The sequence below is a fragment of the Sphingomonas sp. S-NIH.Pt15_0812 genome, assembly GCF_003951315.1.
GTDB lineage: Bacteria > Pseudomonadota > Alphaproteobacteria > Sphingomonadales > Sphingomonadaceae > Sphingomonas.
Genome location: NZ_QLJH01000001.1, coordinates 1 through 15,713, shown reverse-complemented (window position 1 = coordinate 15,713; position 15,713 = coordinate 1). Strand labels below are relative to the sequence as shown.

The following is a 15,713-nucleotide window of genomic DNA, read 5'->3' as shown; positions in this document are numbered from 1 at the left end:
TGGCGGTATTTCGGATCAACTTGTCAGCCGATGCTTTGATCGATTAGCATGACCTCATGCCGGGCGGGGGGCCCGGTATGGGGGATGATCATGACAGGTATCGGGCGTGGCGTCGCATGTGCGGCGTGGTTGCTGGCGGCATCGGCGATGGGGGGCAGTGTTCCGGCTGGCGCAGCGTCGGACCAGGCCGCTGCCAAGGACGCCGGCGCAGGTGCCAAGGACGGGCCGGTTCCGGTCGAGGCCTTCGCCGCCCTGCCCGCGATCGACGAGCCCAGATTGTCGCCCGACGGCACCCGCGTGGCCGGCAAGATGGCGATCGACGGCACCCAATATCTGATGATTGCCCCGGTCGCTGGCGGCCCCGACGCCAAGCCGTCGGTGGTCAGGGTCGGGCCGACCGTCGACATCAACTGGTGGCGCTGGGTGGGGGACGGCTGGCTGGCGGTCGGCCTGGGCTCGCAGGACATGGTCTATGGCAACGAGATCTACGTCACCCGCGTGATCGGCCTGTCGGCGGACGCCAAGGTGATGAAGCGGCTGGACTGGGAGAAGAGCGGCATCCGCGCCGACGATGTGCTGTGGACCGCCCGCGACGGCAGCCCGCGCATCCTGCTGGCCAAGCAGACCGGCATCACCTCGGAAATGGATTTCTGGCCGAGCGTCTATGAATATGACCTGTCCACCGGGCGCGGGCGACGGATCGTCAACGGCGTCGCCAATGTGTGGGACTGGTATGCCGATGGCGCCGGCCAGGTCCGTATCGGCTATCGCCTGGACGACAGTTCGCGCAAGGCGACCCTGCTCTACCGCACCAACAATGGCGAGACCTTCCGCACCATCGCCCGCGCCGATCGCAAGAATAACGAGAGCTTCGTCACCCCGGTCCTGTTCCGGGCCGATGGCAGCGCGATCGGCATCGACGACAGCGATGGGCATGACACCGCCTATGAGATGTCGCTGCCCGACCTGAAGCTCGGCAAGACGCTGTTCGCGACGCCCGGCTACGACATCGCCTCGGTCATCCCCAATCCGGCCGGCGACGATGTCGCGGGCTATGGCGTCGACGACCATTATTATCATAGCGAATGGACCGACCCGGCGATGCACGAGGTGCAGGCCGCGATGGACGAGGCGGTCGGCAACGGCCGGCACGCGCATATCCTGTCGTGGAGCGCGGATCGCACCAAGCTGCTGGTCTCGGTCGGCAGCGCGTCGCAGGCGGGCATCATCTATTATTTCGACACCGGGTCCGGCCGGATGCAGCGCCTGTCCTGGGCGAACCCGAAGCTGCAGGGGCGCATCCTGTCGCCGGTCCGTACCATCCGCTATCCCGCGCGCGACGGCACCATGATCGAGGCGGTGCTGACCCTGCCCCGGGCGCGGACGGCCAAGGCGCTGCCGATCATCATATTGCCGCATGGCGGCCCCTTCGCCCGCGACGATGAAAGCTGGGACTGGTGGACGCAATATCTGGCGGAACTGGGCTATGCGGTGATCCAGCCCAATTATCGCGGCTCGTCCGGCTATGGCCGCGAATTCGCCAAGAAGGGCGAGGGGCAATGGGGCCTGAAGATGCAGGACGATCTGGACGATGCGCTCGCCTGGACCGTGAAGGAGGGGATCGCCGATCCCAAGCGCGCATGCATGGTCGGGGCGTCCTATGGCGGTTATGCGGCGATGCGCGCGGCCCAGCGCGGCGGCGGGCTGTACCGCTGCGCCATCTCCTATGCAGGCGTATCGGACCTGGCGGCGATGCGGGCCTATGACGGGCAGTTCCTGTACGGACGTACGCGCGGCGACTGGCTGAAGAAACAGGCGCCCGACTTCCGCTCGGTCAGCCCCCGCTTCGGCGCCGCCGCCTTTTCGGTGCCGATCCTGCTGGTCCATGGCAAGGCGGACAAGCGCGTGCCGGTCAAACAGTCGCGGATGATGGCCGGCGCGCTGGAGGATGCGGGCAAGCCGTTCGAGTATTTCGAACAGCCGCTTGCCGACCATCATTTCACCCGCAGCGAGGATCGGCTGACCTTCCTCCAGCGGATGAAGGCGTTCCTGGACCGGCACAATCCGGCCTGAGGGGTGGAAGGCCTGGCTTTGCCCTGCTCTTCACGTCATCGCGATGGAGGTCGGGGTCCAGTCCCGGAACGTCTCGCCTAACGTGCAGAGGTTCCCGGATCGAATCCCGGCCGTCGCGGGACCCTTGCAATAATCGCTCCCGTGCTCCTGCGGACGCAGGACCCCAGGGTTGCGGATAGCACAAGGCGTTACTTTGTTGGGCCCTAGGCTGCTGCCTTCGCAAGAGCGCGAGCCCGTCCGGCCTGTTTGCTGGAGCAGGATGACATCGGGTTGACCCAGGCCGTCATTGCGGGCGCAGTGAAGCAATCCAGGCCATCATGCGCGCGGCTGCGGGTTGCTTCGCCGCGCTCGCAATGGCGTTTCCGGAGCAAGGGCATCGCATCGGGCTGTAGACGTCCACGAAGGTTCCACCTTCACCGGCATGCTGAGGCGGGTGATACACCGCCACGGACCCCACCGGGGTGAGGTCCGTGGCAGGTAGGACAGACGCTGGAAGCCGGCCGTTACTCCTTGCCGCTACCCGGCTCGGCCATCTTGCGATGCTGTTCCGCCAGCACGCTGGCCGGCGTGATATTGGCGAGCGTACCTTGCAGCTTAGTCTTCCAGCCCGAGAAGATCGACGCCTCGCCCTTCATCAGCGCGCTCCAGCCGTCCTTGGCCACATCGACCGGATCGCTCTTGCTTTCCGACTGGCCGACCGAGGTGTCGAGCATGTCGCCGCGCGCGAAGAATTCGGTGTCGACCGGTCCGGGCTTCAGCGTGGTGATGGTGACGCCGTCCGATTCCTTCAGCTCGTTGCGGATCGCATCGCTGAAATAGTCGATGAACGACTTGGACGAGTTATACACCGCCTGGAACGCGCCGGGGATATAGCCGGCGATCGAGCCGGTGATCAGCACCTTGCCTTCGTTCCGCGCCACCATCGGCTTCAGCGCCTTCTGGAGCAGATAAAGCGTGCCGGTGATGTTGGTGTCGATCACCTTGCGCCACTCGTCGACCGCCTGGTCGAGGAAGCCGTGGCCCAGGCCCCGCCCGGCATTGGCGCAGAGGATATCGACCTGCCGACCGCCGGCGGCGTCGAGCAGTGCGTCGACGCCCTCCAGCGTCGACAGGTCCGCCTCCACCGCCTGCACCTCGGTGCCGAACTGGCGCAGGTCCTGCGCGGCGGACTGGATCAGGGGTTCGTCGGCGACGATCAGCAGGTCGTAGCCATCCTGCGCGGCGAGCGTCGCCAGTTCGAAGCCGATGCCGGTCGAGGCGCCGGTGATGATCGCGAATTTATCAGCCATGTCGATCTCTCCTGTTTTCAACCCTGGGCCATGCCGGGTTTCAGCACGATCTTGGTCACGTCGTTCTGCTGGTCGTGGAACATCTTATAGCCCTTGGGCGCGTCCATCAGCGGCATGCGGTGCGAGATCAGGAACTCGGTGTCGATCTTGCCTTCCATGATCGCGTTGAGCAGGCCGGGCAGGTAATGCTGCACATGGGTCTGGCCGGTTTTCATGGTCAGCCCCTTCTCCATGAAGGCGCCGAGCGGGAACTTGTCGACGAAGCCGCCATAGACCGCCGGCATGGAGACCCGCCCGCCCTTGCGACAGGCGATGATCGCCTGGCGGATCGAATGCGGCCGGTCGGTGCCGAGGAAGGTCGACGCCTTGATCTGGTCGATGACGTTGTCGACGAACAGTCCGTGCGCCTCCAGCCCGACCGCGTCGATCACCGCATCGGGACCGATGCCGCCGGTCATCTCCATCAGCGCCTCATAGGTCGCCGTCTCCTCAAAGTTGATCGTCTCCGCGCCGAAGCGCTTGGCGAGCGCCAGCCGGTTGGGGAAATGGTCGATCGCGATCACCCGCTCCGCACCCATCAGGAAGGCGGACTGGACCGCGAACAACCCGACCGGGCCACAACCCCAGACCGCGACCGTGTCGCCCGGTTCGATCTGGGCATATTCCGCCGCCTGCCATCCGGTCGGCAGGATGTCGGACAGGAACAGCACCTTGTCGTCGTCGACCCCGTCCGGGATGACGATCGGGCCGACATCGCTGAACGGCACGCGGACATATTCCGCCTGTCCGCCCGCATAGCCGCCGGTCATGTGGCTGTAGCCGAACAGGCCCGACATGGGCTGGCCATAGAGCGTCTGGGCGATATCCTGGTTGTCGGCGGGCAAGCCGTTGTCGCAGGCCGAATATTGGTGCTTGCCGCAATGATAGCAGCTGCCGCAGGCGATGGTGAAGGGCACCACCACACGCTGCCCCTTCTTCAGCGTCGACTTCGGCCCGACCTCGACCACCTCGCCCATGAATTCATGGCCCAATATGTCGCCGGCCTTCATGGTCGGGATATAGCCGTCATAGAGATGCAGGTCCGACCCGCAGATCGCGGTCGAGGTGACCTTGATGATCGCGTCGCGCGGATTGACGATCTCGGGATCGTCGACCGTGTCCATGCGGACGTCGTGCTTGCCGTGCCAGGCCAGGGCTTTCACAGTCCCATCTCCTCGAACTGCTTGGGATTCATCGCCGGGGTGGCGATTTCGCCCGTTTCCATCAATTGCTTGAACCGGCGCAGGTCGCGGCGCGCCTGGATGGCGGGTTCGCGCTGGAACATCTTGGCGACGATCTTGCCGATCAAGCCGGCGGGCGGATCATAGAGGATGGTGGCGGTCACCACCGTGCCGCGCGCGCCGGCGTCGCGGAAGGTGACATGGCCGCTGTTCGGCACGTCCGCCCCTTCCTCCGACGTCCAGGCGATCAGGGTATTGGCCGCCTCGTCGGTGATCCGCGCGGTCCATTCCACCGTGCCACCGCCGGGCGCCTTCACCACCCAATGCGAGCGCGTGTCGTCGAGGATGTCGATGCGGACGACATTCTCCATGAAACTCGGCAGGTTGGAGAAATCGCGGAAGAAGGTGAACAGCTCGCCGACCGGCCGGTTGATCGTCACCGACCGGGCCACGACCTGGTCGCCCTTGGCCTCCGGCAACTCTTGGGCGAACTGCTCGGCCGCGTCGCCGGACTTGGCCGTGGCCGGCGGGGCATCGTCCCTCACGCTATCGTCAGCCATAACGGGTGCCTCTTTGGTTGGGGTTGGTCCAAGAAGCGCATCTCCACCGCCCCGGTTCCCGGCTAAATCCATGGAAAGTGGGGATTTGGCTGATGCATATCAAAGCGTCGGGCCGTGTTCGGCGAAGGCTTTGCCCCGCCCGCGCGCTGGCCTATATCCTCGGACAAGAGATGAGCACCGCGACCCCCCTGCTGCCGCCGGCCGACTGGCGCGACTTCCTGGCGCTGACCAAGCCCCGGGTCATGACGCTGGTCGTCTTCACTGGCCTGTGCGGGATGCTGGCCGCGCCGGTCGGCATCCACCCCGTGCTGGGCTTCACCGCGATCCTGTGCATCGCGCTGGGCGCGGGCGCGGCGGGGGCGCTCAACCAATGGTATGAAGCGGATATCGACGCGATCATGCGCCGGACGCAGAAGCGGCCGCTGCCCGCCGGGCGGATGGACCGGCAGTCGGCGCTTCATTTCGGCGTGGGTCTCGCCAGCTTCTCGGTCATCCTGATGTTCGTCGCGGTCAATTGGACGGCGGCGGCGATCCTGGCGGTGTCGATCCTGTTCTACGTGCTGATCTATACCGTGTGGCTGAAGCGGCGCACGCCGCAGAACATCGTCATCGGCGGCGCGGCCGGCGCGTTTCCGCCGCTGATCGGCTGGGCGGCGGCGACCAACCAGGTCGCGCTGCTGCCGTTCCTGATGTTCATGCTCGTCTTTCTGTGGACGCCGCCGCATTTCTGGGCGCTCGCGCTGTTCGTGAAGACCGATTACGCCAATGCCGGCGTGCCGATGCTACCGGTCGTCGCGGGCGAGCGGGTGACGCGGACCCAGATCGGCCTGTACACCATCCCGATGGCGGCGGCGGCGGTGCTGCCCTGGCCGCTGGGGCTGACCGGCGCGGTCTATGGCTGGACCGCCAGCCTCACCACGGCGGTGTTCGCGCTGTTCGCCGCGCAGGTGGCACTGCGCCAGACGGGCGCGGACGACGCGATGAAGCCGGAAAAGCGTTTGTTCAAATATTCGATCCTCTATCTCTTCGTGATCTTCGGCGCGCTGGTCGCCGATCGCTGGCTGCTGGCAGGAGGAAGCGCATGACCCCCGAGGAACAGGATCTGGTCCGTCGCCGCCAGCGGTCGCGCGCGATCGTGATGGCGGTGCTGCTGGGGGCGTTCGTGCTGCTGGTGTTCGGCATCTCGATCGCCAAGATCCAGGCGGGGATGCCGCATTGAGCGACCCCGCCGCCCGCACGCGCCGCACCGCGCTGCTGGCGGTGCTGGGCATCGCCTTCATGACCGGCCTGGCCTGGGCCAGCGTGCCGCTCTATCGCCTGTTCTGCCAGGCGACCGGGCTGAACGGCACCACCGGCCGCGGCCTCGCCGCGCCGGGCGCGGTCGACCGGCAGGTCCGAGTCGATTTCGACACCAATGTCAGCCCCAAGCTGGCCTGGCGCTTCGTGCCCGAAAGCCGGTTCGACACGGTGGCGGTCGGCGCGCGCGACATGGCCTTCTTCAAGGCGACCAACACCAGCGGCCAGCCGCTGACCGGCACCGCCACCTTCAACGTCCAGCCCGCGCAGGCCGGCAAATATTTCAAGAAGATCCAGTGTTTCTGCTTCACCGAGCAGACGCTGAAGCCCGGCGAGACGGCGCGGATGCCGGTGATCTTCTACATCGACCCGGCGATGCTGACCGATCCCGACGCCGCCGACATCCAGACCATCACCCTGTCCTATACCTTCTACCCGGCCGAACAGGGCAGGACGGCGGGCTGATCCCTCGACCGGACTGACATACTTGCCGGTCCGACCGGTCGGCGGCCGTCCGTCCGCACGCTGTCATCCCCTATTGTTCTGTCCGGCGGACGACCCTAGGATGGCTGCAAAAGATAGACGGGGACAGGATTATGGCAGGCGCCAAGAACCACGATTATCATATCCTTCCGCCGAGCATCCTGCCCCTGTTCACGTCCTTTTCGGCGTTGGCGATGGCGGCGGGCGCGATCATGTGGATGCATGGCGGCCATGTCGACAAGCCCAATGGCGGCGGCTGGATCTTCATCATGGGCACGATCGCCGTGCTGTTCGCCATGTACAGCTGGTGGGCGCAGGTGATCCACGAGGCGCATCAGGGCGACCATACCCCCGTCGTCCAGCTCCATTTCCGCTATGGCATGATCCTGTTCATCGCCTCCGAGGTGATGTTCTTCGTCGGCTGGTTCTGGGCCTATTTCGACTTCGCGCTGTTCCCGACCGCCATGACCTTCGTCGACGGCCAGGTCGAACGCGCGGCCGAGGGCGCGACCGCGATCGCCGCGCAATGGCCGCCCAAGGGGCTGGAGGTCATCAACGCCTTCGAACTGCCGCTGCTCAACACGCTGATCCTGCTGACCTCGGGCACCACCGTCACCTGGGCGCACCATGCGCTGATCCACAACCAGCGTGGCGGCGAGAAGACCGGCCTGTGGGGCCTGCTGGGCGTCGGCAATCGCGATGGCGTGCTGAAGGGCTTGTGGCTGACGGTGGCGCTCGGCGTGCTGTTCAGCAGCATCCAGGCCTATGAGTATGCGCACGCGCCCTTCCCCTTCAAGGGGATCAACTATGGCGCGTCCTTCTTCATGGCGACCGGCTTCCACGGCTTCCACGTGCTGGTCGGCACGATCTTCCTGATCGTCTGCCTGATCCGCGCCTATAAGGGCGACTTCACCCCCCGCCAGCATTTCGGCTTCGAGGCGGCGGCCTGGTACTGGCATTTCGTCGACGTCGTCTGGCTGTTCCTGTTCGTCACCATCTATGTCTGGGGTGGCTGGGGCGCGCCGGTCCACGGCGGCTGATCCGGCATGAGGGGGCGGGCGCGATGACCGACGATCCTGTCCCCGCGCCGCGCGAGGTCGGCGCACCGACCATCGTCCAGGCGGGCATGAAGGGCCTGTGCCCGCGCTGCGGCGAACCGAGCCTCTATGCCGGATTGCTGCGCTTCCGGGACCGTTGCGGACGCTGCGGGCTGGACTTCACCCGCTTCAATGTCGGCGATGGTCCGGCCGCCTTCCTGACGCTGATCCTGGGCGCGCTGGTCGTGGGGCTGGCGATCTGGTTGCAGGTGAAGGTCGAACCGCCCTGGTGGGTGCATGTGCTGCTCTGGGTGCCGTTCATGACGGTCGCGACCATCCTGTCGCTGCGGGTCGCCAAGGCGATGCTGCTCTGGGCCGAATTCCGTAACGCCGCGCATGAGGGGCGGATCGACCCGTGAGGCGCGTGCCGGTGCTAGCCACAATGCTGGTCACGCTGGCGGTGGCCGCGATGATCGCGCTCGGTCTATGGCAGTTGCTCGACCGTCGGCCGCAGAAGCTCGCCTTCCTCCAGCAACTGGCGGCCAATCCGACGCGCCCCGCCATCCCCTTCCCCACCCGTGCCGACGAGCGCCTGCTGTTCCGCCGCGCCACGGGCCGATGCGCGCCGCCGGTGGTGATCCGGCTGGCCGGCGCAGGCGCGGCGGGGTTTCGGGCGATTGCCACTTGCGGGGGCGGTGCCACACCGATGATGGCGCAGCTCGGCACCACCCGCGATCCCAATGCGCACCCGGTCTGGGGCGGCGGCATGGTGGCCGGCTATATCGGCCACGCTCCCAGCGGCCAGTCGCTGATCGGCGCGGCGCTGCACCCGCAGCCCACCAGGCTGATGCTGATCGCCGCCGAGCCGGTCGCCGGACTGGCGGCCAATCCGGCCCCCGATCTCGAATCGGTGCCGAACAACCATCTCGCCTATGCGGTGCAATGGTTCCTGTTCGCCGGCGTGGCGGTGGTGATCTACATCCTCGCCTTGCGCCGCAAAGGATCGTCGTCGAAATAATCTTACCGGGCGGGATCAACACCCTACCCGCCATAGTTCGCGGAGCCGCACGGAACTCGATCATATCTTAACCTGTGTTTCACCGGTGACGGGCAGGGCAAGGCGATGCGTCGTGTCCGCCCATCTTTCCGCCCGGTTCAACGCGTGTCGGCCCTGGCACGGGATCGGCGCGGCGTGGCGGCGATCGAGTTCGCCTTGTGCGGGTCGGCCTTTTTCGCGCTGATGATCGCGATCCTGGCGACCGGGCTGACGCTGTTCGCGCAACAGACGCTCCAGACCGTCGCCGACCAGATGGCGCGACAGGTGCTGACCGGCAAGACGACGATCGCCGGCGTCGACGCGGACGGGTTTCGGCGGCAGGCCTGCGATCGCCTGCCCCCCTTCCTGTCCTGCACGCGGCTGATGGTCGACCTGCGCCGCGCCGATGCCTTTGCCGACGCCGATGTCGCCGCGCCGACGATCCGCTTCGACGACAAGGGCCGGGTCACCAATGAGTGGCGGTTCGAGCGGGTCGCGCCGGGGGACGTGGTGGTGTTGCGGATCCTCTATCTGTGGCCGGTGCCGGGCGGGCCGCTCGGCGTCTCGCTGGCGGACAGCGGACCGGGGCAGCGCCTGCTCATCGGCACGCAGATGTTCAAGGCCGAGCCCTTCGCATGAGACGCCGCGACGCCCCCGCCATGCTCCGCGCAGACCGTCGCGGCGCGGTGCTGGTCGAGTTCGCGCTGGTGCTGCCGCTGATGGTGATGGTCTATCTGGCCATCGTTCATCTGGTGCTCGCCGCCGGCTGCGACCGGCGGGTGGCGATCACCGCGCGGGCGATGGCCGATCTGGTGTCGCAATATGCGCTGCTGTCGCCGGCGATGCTCGACACGATCCTCGTCGCCTCGGGCCAGATGATGACGCCATGCGCCGGAACCGCGGCGACGATCCGCGTGTCGCAGGTGACGATCGACGACAGGCTCGCCGCGCGCATCGTCTGGAGCGACGCCGATCCCGGCCACCGCCCGGACAGGGTCGGTCGTCGGATGACCCTCGCCGAAATCCCGGCGACGCTGCGCGTGCCCGGCACGTCGCTCATCTATAGCGACGTATCCTATGACTATGATCCCGGACGCTGGCTGCCCGGCCCGATCCGGCTGCGCCAGTCGATCATCATGATGCCGCGCCGGTCGCGCAGCGTCGTCCTGTCGGACGGTTGAGGGGAACGGGGGGGATGCGCGGCCTGGCCGACCTGATCCGTGACCGTCGCGGCGCGGTCCTGATGATCTTCGCGCTGGCGCTGCCGGTGCTGGTGTTCGCCACCGGCATGAGCCTGGACTATGCCAATGCGATGCGCATCCAGACGCGGCTGGCCGCCGCCGCCGACGCCGCCGTGCTGACGGCGACCAGCCGGACGCTGATGGACGCGCCGAGCACCGTCGCCGAACGACGCGCCCGCGACGTGTTCCGCGCGACGGCGGGACTGATCCCGGGCCTGCGTCTCGATCCCAATGCGGCCGGCGACCTGGCGATCAGCGTGTCCGACGACACCCATGACGGCCAGTATCGCCGCGCCACCATCCGCTTCAGCGGTGGGTCGCGCACCTATTTCGGCGGCATATTGGGGATCGCCGAACTGGCGGTGAACGGGTCGGCCGGATCGATGGCCAAGCGCGCGCCGGACATCGACTTCCATGTGATGCTCGACACGTCCAGCTCGATGGCGCTGCCCACCACCCGCGCGGGCATCGCCCTGATGCGGGCGAAGACCTGGAATGTGGACCCATCGAATCCCAGAGGATGCGCTTTCGCCTGTCACCAGATCAACCCGGACAAACCCAGGCTGGTCGATCGGGACGGCAAGATGATCGATTATTATCAACTGGCCCATGACAATGGGATCGAACTGCGCATCGATGCCGGCAAGCGGGCGATCCTGGACCTGCTGGGGGATGCCCAGCGGGAAAGCCGGGTGAACGGCGCGACCTATCGCTTTGCCGTTTCCACCTTCGACCGGACCGCCGACTTCCGCAACGTCGCGCCGCTGACCGACGACTATGCCCTTGCCAGGGCCGGGACATCGGCGGCGACCATCATCGCGGTGGATAGCAGTCAGCCGAATTACGACCGGCAGACCGAGCATGACGGCTCCCTTCGCCGGCAGATGGCGCTGATGCCGGCCATGGCCGGGACCGGCAGCGGCCAGACCGGCGACACGCCGCAGGCCTATGTGATGCTGATCACCGACGGGATGCGCGACGAGGAGATCAATGGCCGCCAGTTGGGATCGATGATCCAGACCGCCTGTTCCGCGATCAAGGGCCGGCGCATCAAGATCGCGATCCTCTACACCACCTATCAGGAGGAGTCGGTCAACTATCACGACTGGTCGATCGCCAACATCGTCCCGTTGCTGCCCATGCTGCGCCCCGCGCTGCAACAATGCGCCTCCAGCGACCTGATGTTCGAGGTCGGCACCGACGGCGACATCTCCGCCGCGCTGGGCGCGCTGTTCCAGAAGGTGATCGCGACCTCGCGCCTGACCGACTGAGGCCGCGTCAGCCGCGACTCAGCCGGATCAGGCGACCCTGCGAGTCGCCGCCATCCTCCAGCAGCCAGATCGCGCCGTCAGGCCCCTGCTCCACCTCGCGGATGCGCGCGCCCATGTCCCATTGGTCGCCCTTGCCCGCCTGCTCGCCGGACAGATGGATGCGCAGCAGCGCCTGGCTCGACAGGCCACCGACGAACGCGTCGCCGCGCCATTCCGGGAACATCGCGCCCGAATAGATCATCAGGCCGGACGGCGAGATCGACGGGTTCCACCAGACCTTGGGCGCTTCATAGCCGTCGCCCGCCCGGTGATCGGGAATGTCGCGCCCGTCATAATGGCTCCCGTTCGAGGCGTTGGGCCAGCCGTAATTACGGCCGGGCTGGATCAGGTTGATCTCGTCGCCGCCCTTGGGCCCCATCTCCTGCTCCCACAGGCGGCCCTGCGCGTCGAAGGCGAGCCCCAACAGGTTGCGATGGCCATAGCTCCACACCTCGGGCTGGAAACCCTGTGCCGCCAGCGGGTTGCCCGGCGCGGGCCGTCCGTCCGGCGTCAGGCGCAGCACCTTGCCCAGCGTGCCGCCCTTGTCCTGGGCCGGGGTGAATTTCTGGCGCTCGCCATTGGTGAAGAACAGATATTGCCCGTCGGGCGAGAAGGCGATGCGGCCCGAATAATGGCCGTCGCCCGCCACGAAGGGACGCGCGCGGAAGATCGCCTCGATCTCGCCCAGCCGATCGCCCCCCGCGCCGTCGGGCCGCAGCCGGCCGCGCGCCAATATCACGCCCTTGCCGCCCTCGCCCGCCGCCGAATAGCTGAAATAGACGCGCCGGCTCTGCGCGAAGTCGGGGGCGAGCACCACGTCCATCAGCCCGCCCTGACCGGCCGAATCCACGGTGACCGTCGCCACGGTCGAGCGGCTGCGGCCATCGGCCGACACCAGCAGCATCCGCCCGTCCTTCTCGGTCACCAGCATCCGGCCATCGGGCAGGAAGGTCATCGCCCAGGGCGCGTCGAAATCGGCCACCACCGTCTTCACGAACGGTTCGGCACCGGCGGGCGGCGGCGTCGCGGGGGCGCTCGGACCCGGCGCGGGGGCGTCGACCACCGGCGGGGCCGCCGTATCGCCCCCCGGCGCGGCATTGCCCGAACAGGCTAGAAGCGCGAACGGCAACGCCGCCAGCAGGGATACACGACCGTTGCTCTTCATGACCGACCTCTCCCGTTGATCGGGACTGCAACGTCCGTATATCGGGCATGGATGCAAGCCGCATCGGCAAGGCTTGTGGAATGGCGACGACTCGCATATATCCGCGTCGCTTTCTCTACATCGCCAGATGCGGAGGCTGCGGGGCCCGGCTCCGCGGCGGCGCCCTCGCATGGAGTTCCGCTTGACCGATATCGCTGCCCTGACCGCCCTGATCGAACCCGAAGCGCAAGCGTTGGGTTTCGCGTTGGTGCGCGTGAAGATGACCGGCGGCAAGTCGGACCCGACGCTCCAGGTGATGGCCGAGCGCCCCGACACGCGCCAGCTGACGATCGAGGATTGCACCGCGCTGTCGCACCGCATCTCCGACCGGCTCGACGAACTGGAGGCGGCCGGGCGCGACCCGATCGCCGAGGCGTACCGGCTGGAAGTGTCCAGCCCCGGCATCGACCGGCCGCTGACCCGCCTGTCCGACTATCGCGACTGGACCGGGCATGAGGCGCGCATCCGCCTGACCGAGGCGGTGGACGGACGCAAGCAGATGACCGGCGACATCGCCGGGGTCGAGGGCGACCGCATCTCGGTCGACCTGGGCCAGCACGGCGTGGCGACGATCGGCTTCGACCAGATCGACCATGCCAAGCTGGTGATGACCGACCGGCTCATCGCCGCCACCGCGCCGCTGTCCATGGACGGCGCCGACGAATTCGAAGATGCGCCTGACGAGGCGCCCGCATCAGCAGAGGATACCCACTGATGGCCACGGCCACCGCCAACCGCGCCGAACTGATCGCGATCGCCAACTCGGTCGCGGCCGAGAAGATGATCGATCGCGCGATCGTGATCGAGGCGATGGAGGACGCGATCCAGCGTGCCGCCCGTACCCGCTACGGCCAGGAAATGGACATCCGCGCCAAGCTGGACCCGAACAGCGGCGACCTGCGCCTGTGGCGCGTCGTCGAAGTGGTCGAGCTGGTCGACGATCTCTACAAGCAGGTATCCGAGAGGGACGCGCAGAAGCTGAAGAAGGGCGCGGTCGTCGGCGACTTCCTGGTCGATCCGCTGCCGCCGATCGAATTCGGCCGCATCCAGGCGCAGGCGTCCAAGCAGGTCATCTTCCAGAAGGTCCGCGACGCCGAGCGCGAGCGGCAGTTTGAAGAGTTCAAGGACCGTCAGGGCGAGATCATCACCGGCGTCGTCAAGCGCGTCGAGTTCGGCCATATCGTCGTCGATCTCGGCCGCGCCGAGGGCGTGATCCGCCGCGACCAGCAGATCCCCCGCGAGGTGGTGCGCGTCAACGACCGCATCCGTTCGCTGATCCTGAAGGTGGTGCGCGAGAATCGCGGCCCGCAGATCTTCCTGAGCCGGGCGCACCCCGACTTCATGAAGAAGCTGTTCGCGCAGGAAGTGCCCGAGATCTACGACGGCATCATCACCATCCAGGCCGCCGCGCGCGATCCGGGCAGCCGCGCCAAGATCGGCGTGATCAGCCGCGACAGCTCGATCGATCCGGTCGGCGCCTGCGTCGGCATGAAGGGCAGCCGCGTCCAGGCCGTGGTGCAGGAGATGCAGGGCGAGAAGATCGACATCATCCCCTGGTCGCCCGACATCGCCACCTTCGTCGTCAACGCGCTCCAGCCGGCTTCGGTCAGCCGCGTCGTGATCGACGAGGAAGAGGAGCGGATCGAGGTGGTGGTGCCCGACGACCAGCTGTCGCTGGCGATCGGTCGTCGCGGCCAGAATGTCCGGCTCGCGTCGCAGCTGACCGGCAAGGCGATCGACATCCTGACCGAGGCCGACGCCTCCGAGAAGCGCCAGAAGGAATTCGTCGCCAATTCCGACCTGTTCCAGCAGGAGCTGGACGTGGACGAGACGCTGGCGCAGCTGCTGGTGGCCGAGGGCTTCACCAACCTCGAAGAGGTCGCCTATGTCGAGATCGACGAGCTGGCGGCGATCGAGGGCTTCGACGACGACCTGGCGCAGGAGCTGCAGAGCCGTGCGCAGGAGGCGCTCGACCGGCGCGAGCAGAACAACCGCGAGCAGCGCCGCGCGCTGGGCGTCGACGATGCGCTGATCGACATGCCCTATCTGACCGAGGCGATGCTGGTCACGCTCGGCAAGGCGGGCATCAAGACGCTGGACGACCTGGCCGACCTGGCGACCGACGAGCTGGTCGAGAAGAAGCGCGCCGAACAGCGTCGTCGCAACGACGAGACCAAGCGCCCCGAACCCAAGGGCGGTATCCTGGCCGAATATGGGCTGAGCGACGAGCAGGGCAACGAGATCATCATGGCCGCCCGCGCGCATTGGTTCGCGGACGAGGAGGCCCCGGCCGCCGAGTCGTCGGACGAGACCCAGGGCGTGGACGGCGATGACGACGCGACGACGGAGGATCATCAGGCCTGATGCCCTTTGTCAGCATCCGCATTTCCGGCACGGCGACGCGCGACCAGAAGGCCGCGATCGTCGCCGATGTCACCGATTCGCTGGTGCAACGGCTGGGCAAGACCCCGGCCGCCGTCCAGATCGTGATCGAGGAAGTGCCAACCGAAAATTACGGGGCCGGCGGGCAGTTGCTCGCCGACCGCGATGCCGCGAAGGGAGACGCTGATGCGGTCCCCTCGCAATGAGACCCGCTCGCTAGACACGCGCGCGCACGCCGACATCGACGGTCCGGTCCGCAAGTGCATCCTGTCCCAGGATCGCGCTTCGCCGGTGGCGCTGGTCCGACTCGCGCTGTCGCCGGATGGCGTGATCCTGCCCGACGTGCGCGCCAAGGCCCCCGGCCGCGGCGCATGGATCGGCGTTGATCGTGCCGAACTGGACGTGGCGTTGGCCAAGGGCCGGTTGCGCGGGGCGCTGTCGCGCGCGTTCAAGACGAGCGCGCTGACCATCCCCGACGATCTGCCGCAGCTGATCGAGTCGGCGCTGGAGCGCAACGCGCTCGACCGGCTGGGGCTGGAGGCGAAGGCGGGCACCTTGGTCACCGGGTCCGACCGGATCGAG

Annotated in this window: 18 protein-coding genes; 14 read left to right on the top strand and 4 right to left on the bottom strand. The window is 67.1% G+C overall.

Going from position 1 to position 15,713, the window contains the following annotated elements; all coding sequences use genetic code 11:
- The first annotated feature begins 90 nt into the window (after window positions 1–90).
- Window positions 91–2,073 carry a S9 family peptidase gene (locus BRX43_RS00085; protein ID WP_241214677.1) on the top strand — a complete coding sequence of 661 codons (1,983 nt, stop codon included), beginning with the start codon at window positions 91–93 and terminating at the stop codon, window positions 2,071–2,073.
- Window positions 2,074–2,576: 503 nt separating this feature from the next.
- On the opposite strand, the gene BRX43_RS00080 is transcribed toward BRX43_RS00085, so the two are convergent.
- Genes BRX43_RS00080 through BRX43_RS00070 form a run of 3 tightly spaced genes read right to left on the bottom strand, consistent with a single transcriptional unit; the run spans window position 2,577 to window position 5,142 of the window.
- A complete protein-coding gene (locus tag BRX43_RS00080; protein ID WP_125992789.1) occupies window positions 2,577–3,362 on the bottom strand; it encodes an SDR family NAD(P)-dependent oxidoreductase in 786 nt (261 codons plus the stop codon).
- A gap of 17 nt (window positions 3,363–3,379) precedes the next feature.
- The gene (locus tag BRX43_RS00075) at window positions 3,380–4,564 is read right to left on the bottom strand and encodes a zinc-dependent alcohol dehydrogenase (RefSeq protein WP_125992788.1); all 1,185 of its coding nucleotides are present in this window, start codon (window positions 4,562–4,564) and stop codon (window positions 3,380–3,382) included.
- Entirely contained in the window at window positions 4,561–5,142 is a 582-nt protein-coding gene (locus BRX43_RS00070; protein WP_125992787.1) for an SRPBCC family protein, read from the bottom strand. The genes BRX43_RS00075 and BRX43_RS00070 overlap by 4 nt, the downstream gene beginning before the upstream one ends.
- Window positions 5,143–5,312: 170 nt before the next feature.
- Between BRX43_RS00070 and BRX43_RS00065 the strand changes: the two genes are divergently transcribed.
- The 9 genes from BRX43_RS00065 (at window position 5,313) to BRX43_RS00030 (ending at window position 11,506) form a co-directional block, all read left to right on the top strand.
- Entirely contained in the window at window positions 5,313–6,227 is a 915-nt protein-coding gene (locus tag BRX43_RS00065; RefSeq protein ID WP_125992786.1) for a heme o synthase, read from the top strand.
- Complete coding sequence (locus BRX43_RS20105) at window positions 6,224–6,361, top strand: hypothetical protein (protein WP_164523477.1); 138 nt, start codon at window positions 6,224–6,226, stop codon at window positions 6,359–6,361. The genes BRX43_RS00065 and BRX43_RS20105 overlap by 4 nt, the downstream gene beginning before the upstream one ends.
- Window positions 6,358–6,903, top strand: coding sequence for a cytochrome c oxidase assembly protein (locus BRX43_RS00060; RefSeq protein WP_125992785.1), 546 nt, complete (start codon window positions 6,358–6,360; stop codon window positions 6,901–6,903). Before BRX43_RS20105 ends, BRX43_RS00060 begins: the two co-directional genes overlap by 4 nt.
- 131 nt (window positions 6,904–7,034) lie before the next feature.
- Window positions 7,035–7,961 (top strand): cytochrome c oxidase subunit 3, encoded by a 927-nt coding sequence (locus BRX43_RS00055; protein WP_125992784.1) that lies wholly within the window; start codon window positions 7,035–7,037, stop codon window positions 7,959–7,961.
- Window positions 7,962–7,984: 23 nt separating this feature from the next.
- Window positions 7,985–8,377 (top strand): DUF983 domain-containing protein, encoded by a 393-nt coding sequence (locus BRX43_RS00050; protein ID WP_125992783.1) that lies wholly within the window; start codon window positions 7,985–7,987, stop codon window positions 8,375–8,377.
- Between the two features lie 11 nt (window positions 8,378–8,388).
- Window positions 8,389–8,976 carry an SURF1 family cytochrome oxidase biogenesis protein gene (locus tag BRX43_RS00045; RefSeq protein WP_346962839.1) on the top strand — a complete coding sequence of 196 codons (588 nt, stop codon included), beginning with the start codon at window positions 8,389–8,391 and terminating at the stop codon, window positions 8,974–8,976.
- A 105-nt stretch (window positions 8,977–9,081) separates the two neighbouring features.
- Entirely contained in the window at window positions 9,082–9,633 is a 552-nt protein-coding gene (locus tag BRX43_RS00040) for a TadE/TadG family type IV pilus assembly protein (RefSeq protein WP_125992781.1), read from the top strand.
- 20 nt (window positions 9,634–9,653) lie between these two features.
- Window positions 9,654–10,175: a TadE/TadG family type IV pilus assembly protein gene (locus tag BRX43_RS00035; RefSeq protein ID WP_164523476.1), complete on the top strand. Its 522-nt coding sequence runs from the start codon at window positions 9,654–9,656 to the stop codon at window positions 10,173–10,175.
- Window positions 10,176–10,189: 14 nt separating this feature from the next.
- Window positions 10,190–11,506, top strand: coding sequence for a pilus assembly protein TadG-related protein (locus BRX43_RS00030; RefSeq protein ID WP_125992779.1), 1,317 nt, complete (start codon window positions 10,190–10,192; stop codon window positions 11,504–11,506).
- Between the two features lie 7 nt (window positions 11,507–11,513).
- On the opposite strand, the gene BRX43_RS00025 is transcribed toward BRX43_RS00030, so the two are convergent.
- Window positions 11,514–12,710 carry a PQQ-dependent sugar dehydrogenase gene (locus BRX43_RS00025; protein ID WP_125992778.1) on the bottom strand — a complete coding sequence of 399 codons (1,197 nt, stop codon included), beginning with the start codon at window positions 12,708–12,710 and terminating at the stop codon, window positions 11,514–11,516.
- 181 nt (window positions 12,711–12,891) lie between these two features.
- Between BRX43_RS00025 and rimP the strand changes: the two genes are divergently transcribed.
- The 4 genes from rimP to BRX43_RS00005 form a co-directional block, all read left to right on the top strand.
- Window positions 12,892–13,464 carry a ribosome maturation protein RimP gene (gene rimP, locus BRX43_RS00020; protein WP_241214676.1) on the top strand — a complete coding sequence of 191 codons (573 nt, stop codon included), beginning with the start codon at window positions 12,892–12,894 and terminating at the stop codon, window positions 13,462–13,464.
- Window positions 13,464–15,113, top strand: a complete 1,650-nt coding sequence (nusA, locus tag BRX43_RS00015) for a transcription termination factor NusA (protein ID WP_125992776.1) — start codon at window positions 13,464–13,466, stop codon at window positions 15,111–15,113. The genes rimP and nusA overlap by 1 nt, the downstream gene beginning before the upstream one ends.
- Window positions 15,113–15,337, top strand: a complete 225-nt coding sequence (locus BRX43_RS00010) for a 4-oxalocrotonate tautomerase family protein (RefSeq protein ID WP_125992775.1) — start codon at window positions 15,113–15,115, stop codon at window positions 15,335–15,337. The genes nusA and BRX43_RS00010 overlap by 1 nt, the downstream gene beginning before the upstream one ends.
- Window positions 15,318–15,713, top strand: a 396-nt coding sequence (locus tag BRX43_RS00005; protein WP_125992774.1) for a DUF448 domain-containing protein, incomplete at its 3' end; no start/stop codon positions are given. The genes BRX43_RS00010 and BRX43_RS00005, both read left to right, overlap by 20 nt.

Coding starts and splice junctions, on each gene's coding strand:
- BRX43_RS00085 (WP_241214677.1), top strand. CDS start 91: ATGACAGGTATCGGGCGTGGCGTCGCATGTGCGGCGTGGTTGCTGGCG.
- BRX43_RS00080 (WP_125992789.1), bottom strand. CDS start 3,362: ATGGCTGATAAATTCGCGATCATCACCGGCGCCTCGACCGGCATCGGC.
- BRX43_RS00070 (WP_125992787.1), bottom strand. CDS start 5,142: ATGGCTGACGATAGCGTGAGGGACGATGCCCCGCCGGCCACGGCCAAG.
- BRX43_RS00065 (WP_125992786.1), top strand. CDS start 5,313: ATGAGCACCGCGACCCCCCTGCTGCCGCCGGCCGACTGGCGCGACTTC.
- BRX43_RS20105 (WP_164523477.1), top strand. CDS start 6,224: ATGACCCCCGAGGAACAGGATCTGGTCCGTCGCCGCCAGCGGTCGCGC.
- BRX43_RS00055 (WP_125992784.1), top strand. CDS start 7,035: ATGGCAGGCGCCAAGAACCACGATTATCATATCCTTCCGCCGAGCATC.
- BRX43_RS00050 (WP_125992783.1), top strand. CDS start 7,985: ATGACCGACGATCCTGTCCCCGCGCCGCGCGAGGTCGGCGCACCGACC.
- BRX43_RS00040 (WP_125992781.1), top strand. CDS start 9,082: ATGCGTCGTGTCCGCCCATCTTTCCGCCCGGTTCAACGCGTGTCGGCC.
- BRX43_RS00035 (WP_164523476.1), top strand. CDS start 9,654: ATGCTCCGCGCAGACCGTCGCGGCGCGGTGCTGGTCGAGTTCGCGCTG.
- BRX43_RS00030 (WP_125992779.1), top strand. CDS start 10,190: ATGCGCGGCCTGGCCGACCTGATCCGTGACCGTCGCGGCGCGGTCCTG.
- BRX43_RS00025 (WP_125992778.1), bottom strand. CDS start 12,710: ATGAAGAGCAACGGTCGTGTATCCCTGCTGGCGGCGTTGCCGTTCGCG.
- nusA (WP_125992776.1), top strand. CDS start 13,464: ATGGCCACGGCCACCGCCAACCGCGCCGAACTGATCGCGATCGCCAAC.
- BRX43_RS00010 (WP_125992775.1), top strand. CDS start 15,113: ATGCCCTTTGTCAGCATCCGCATTTCCGGCACGGCGACGCGCGACCAG.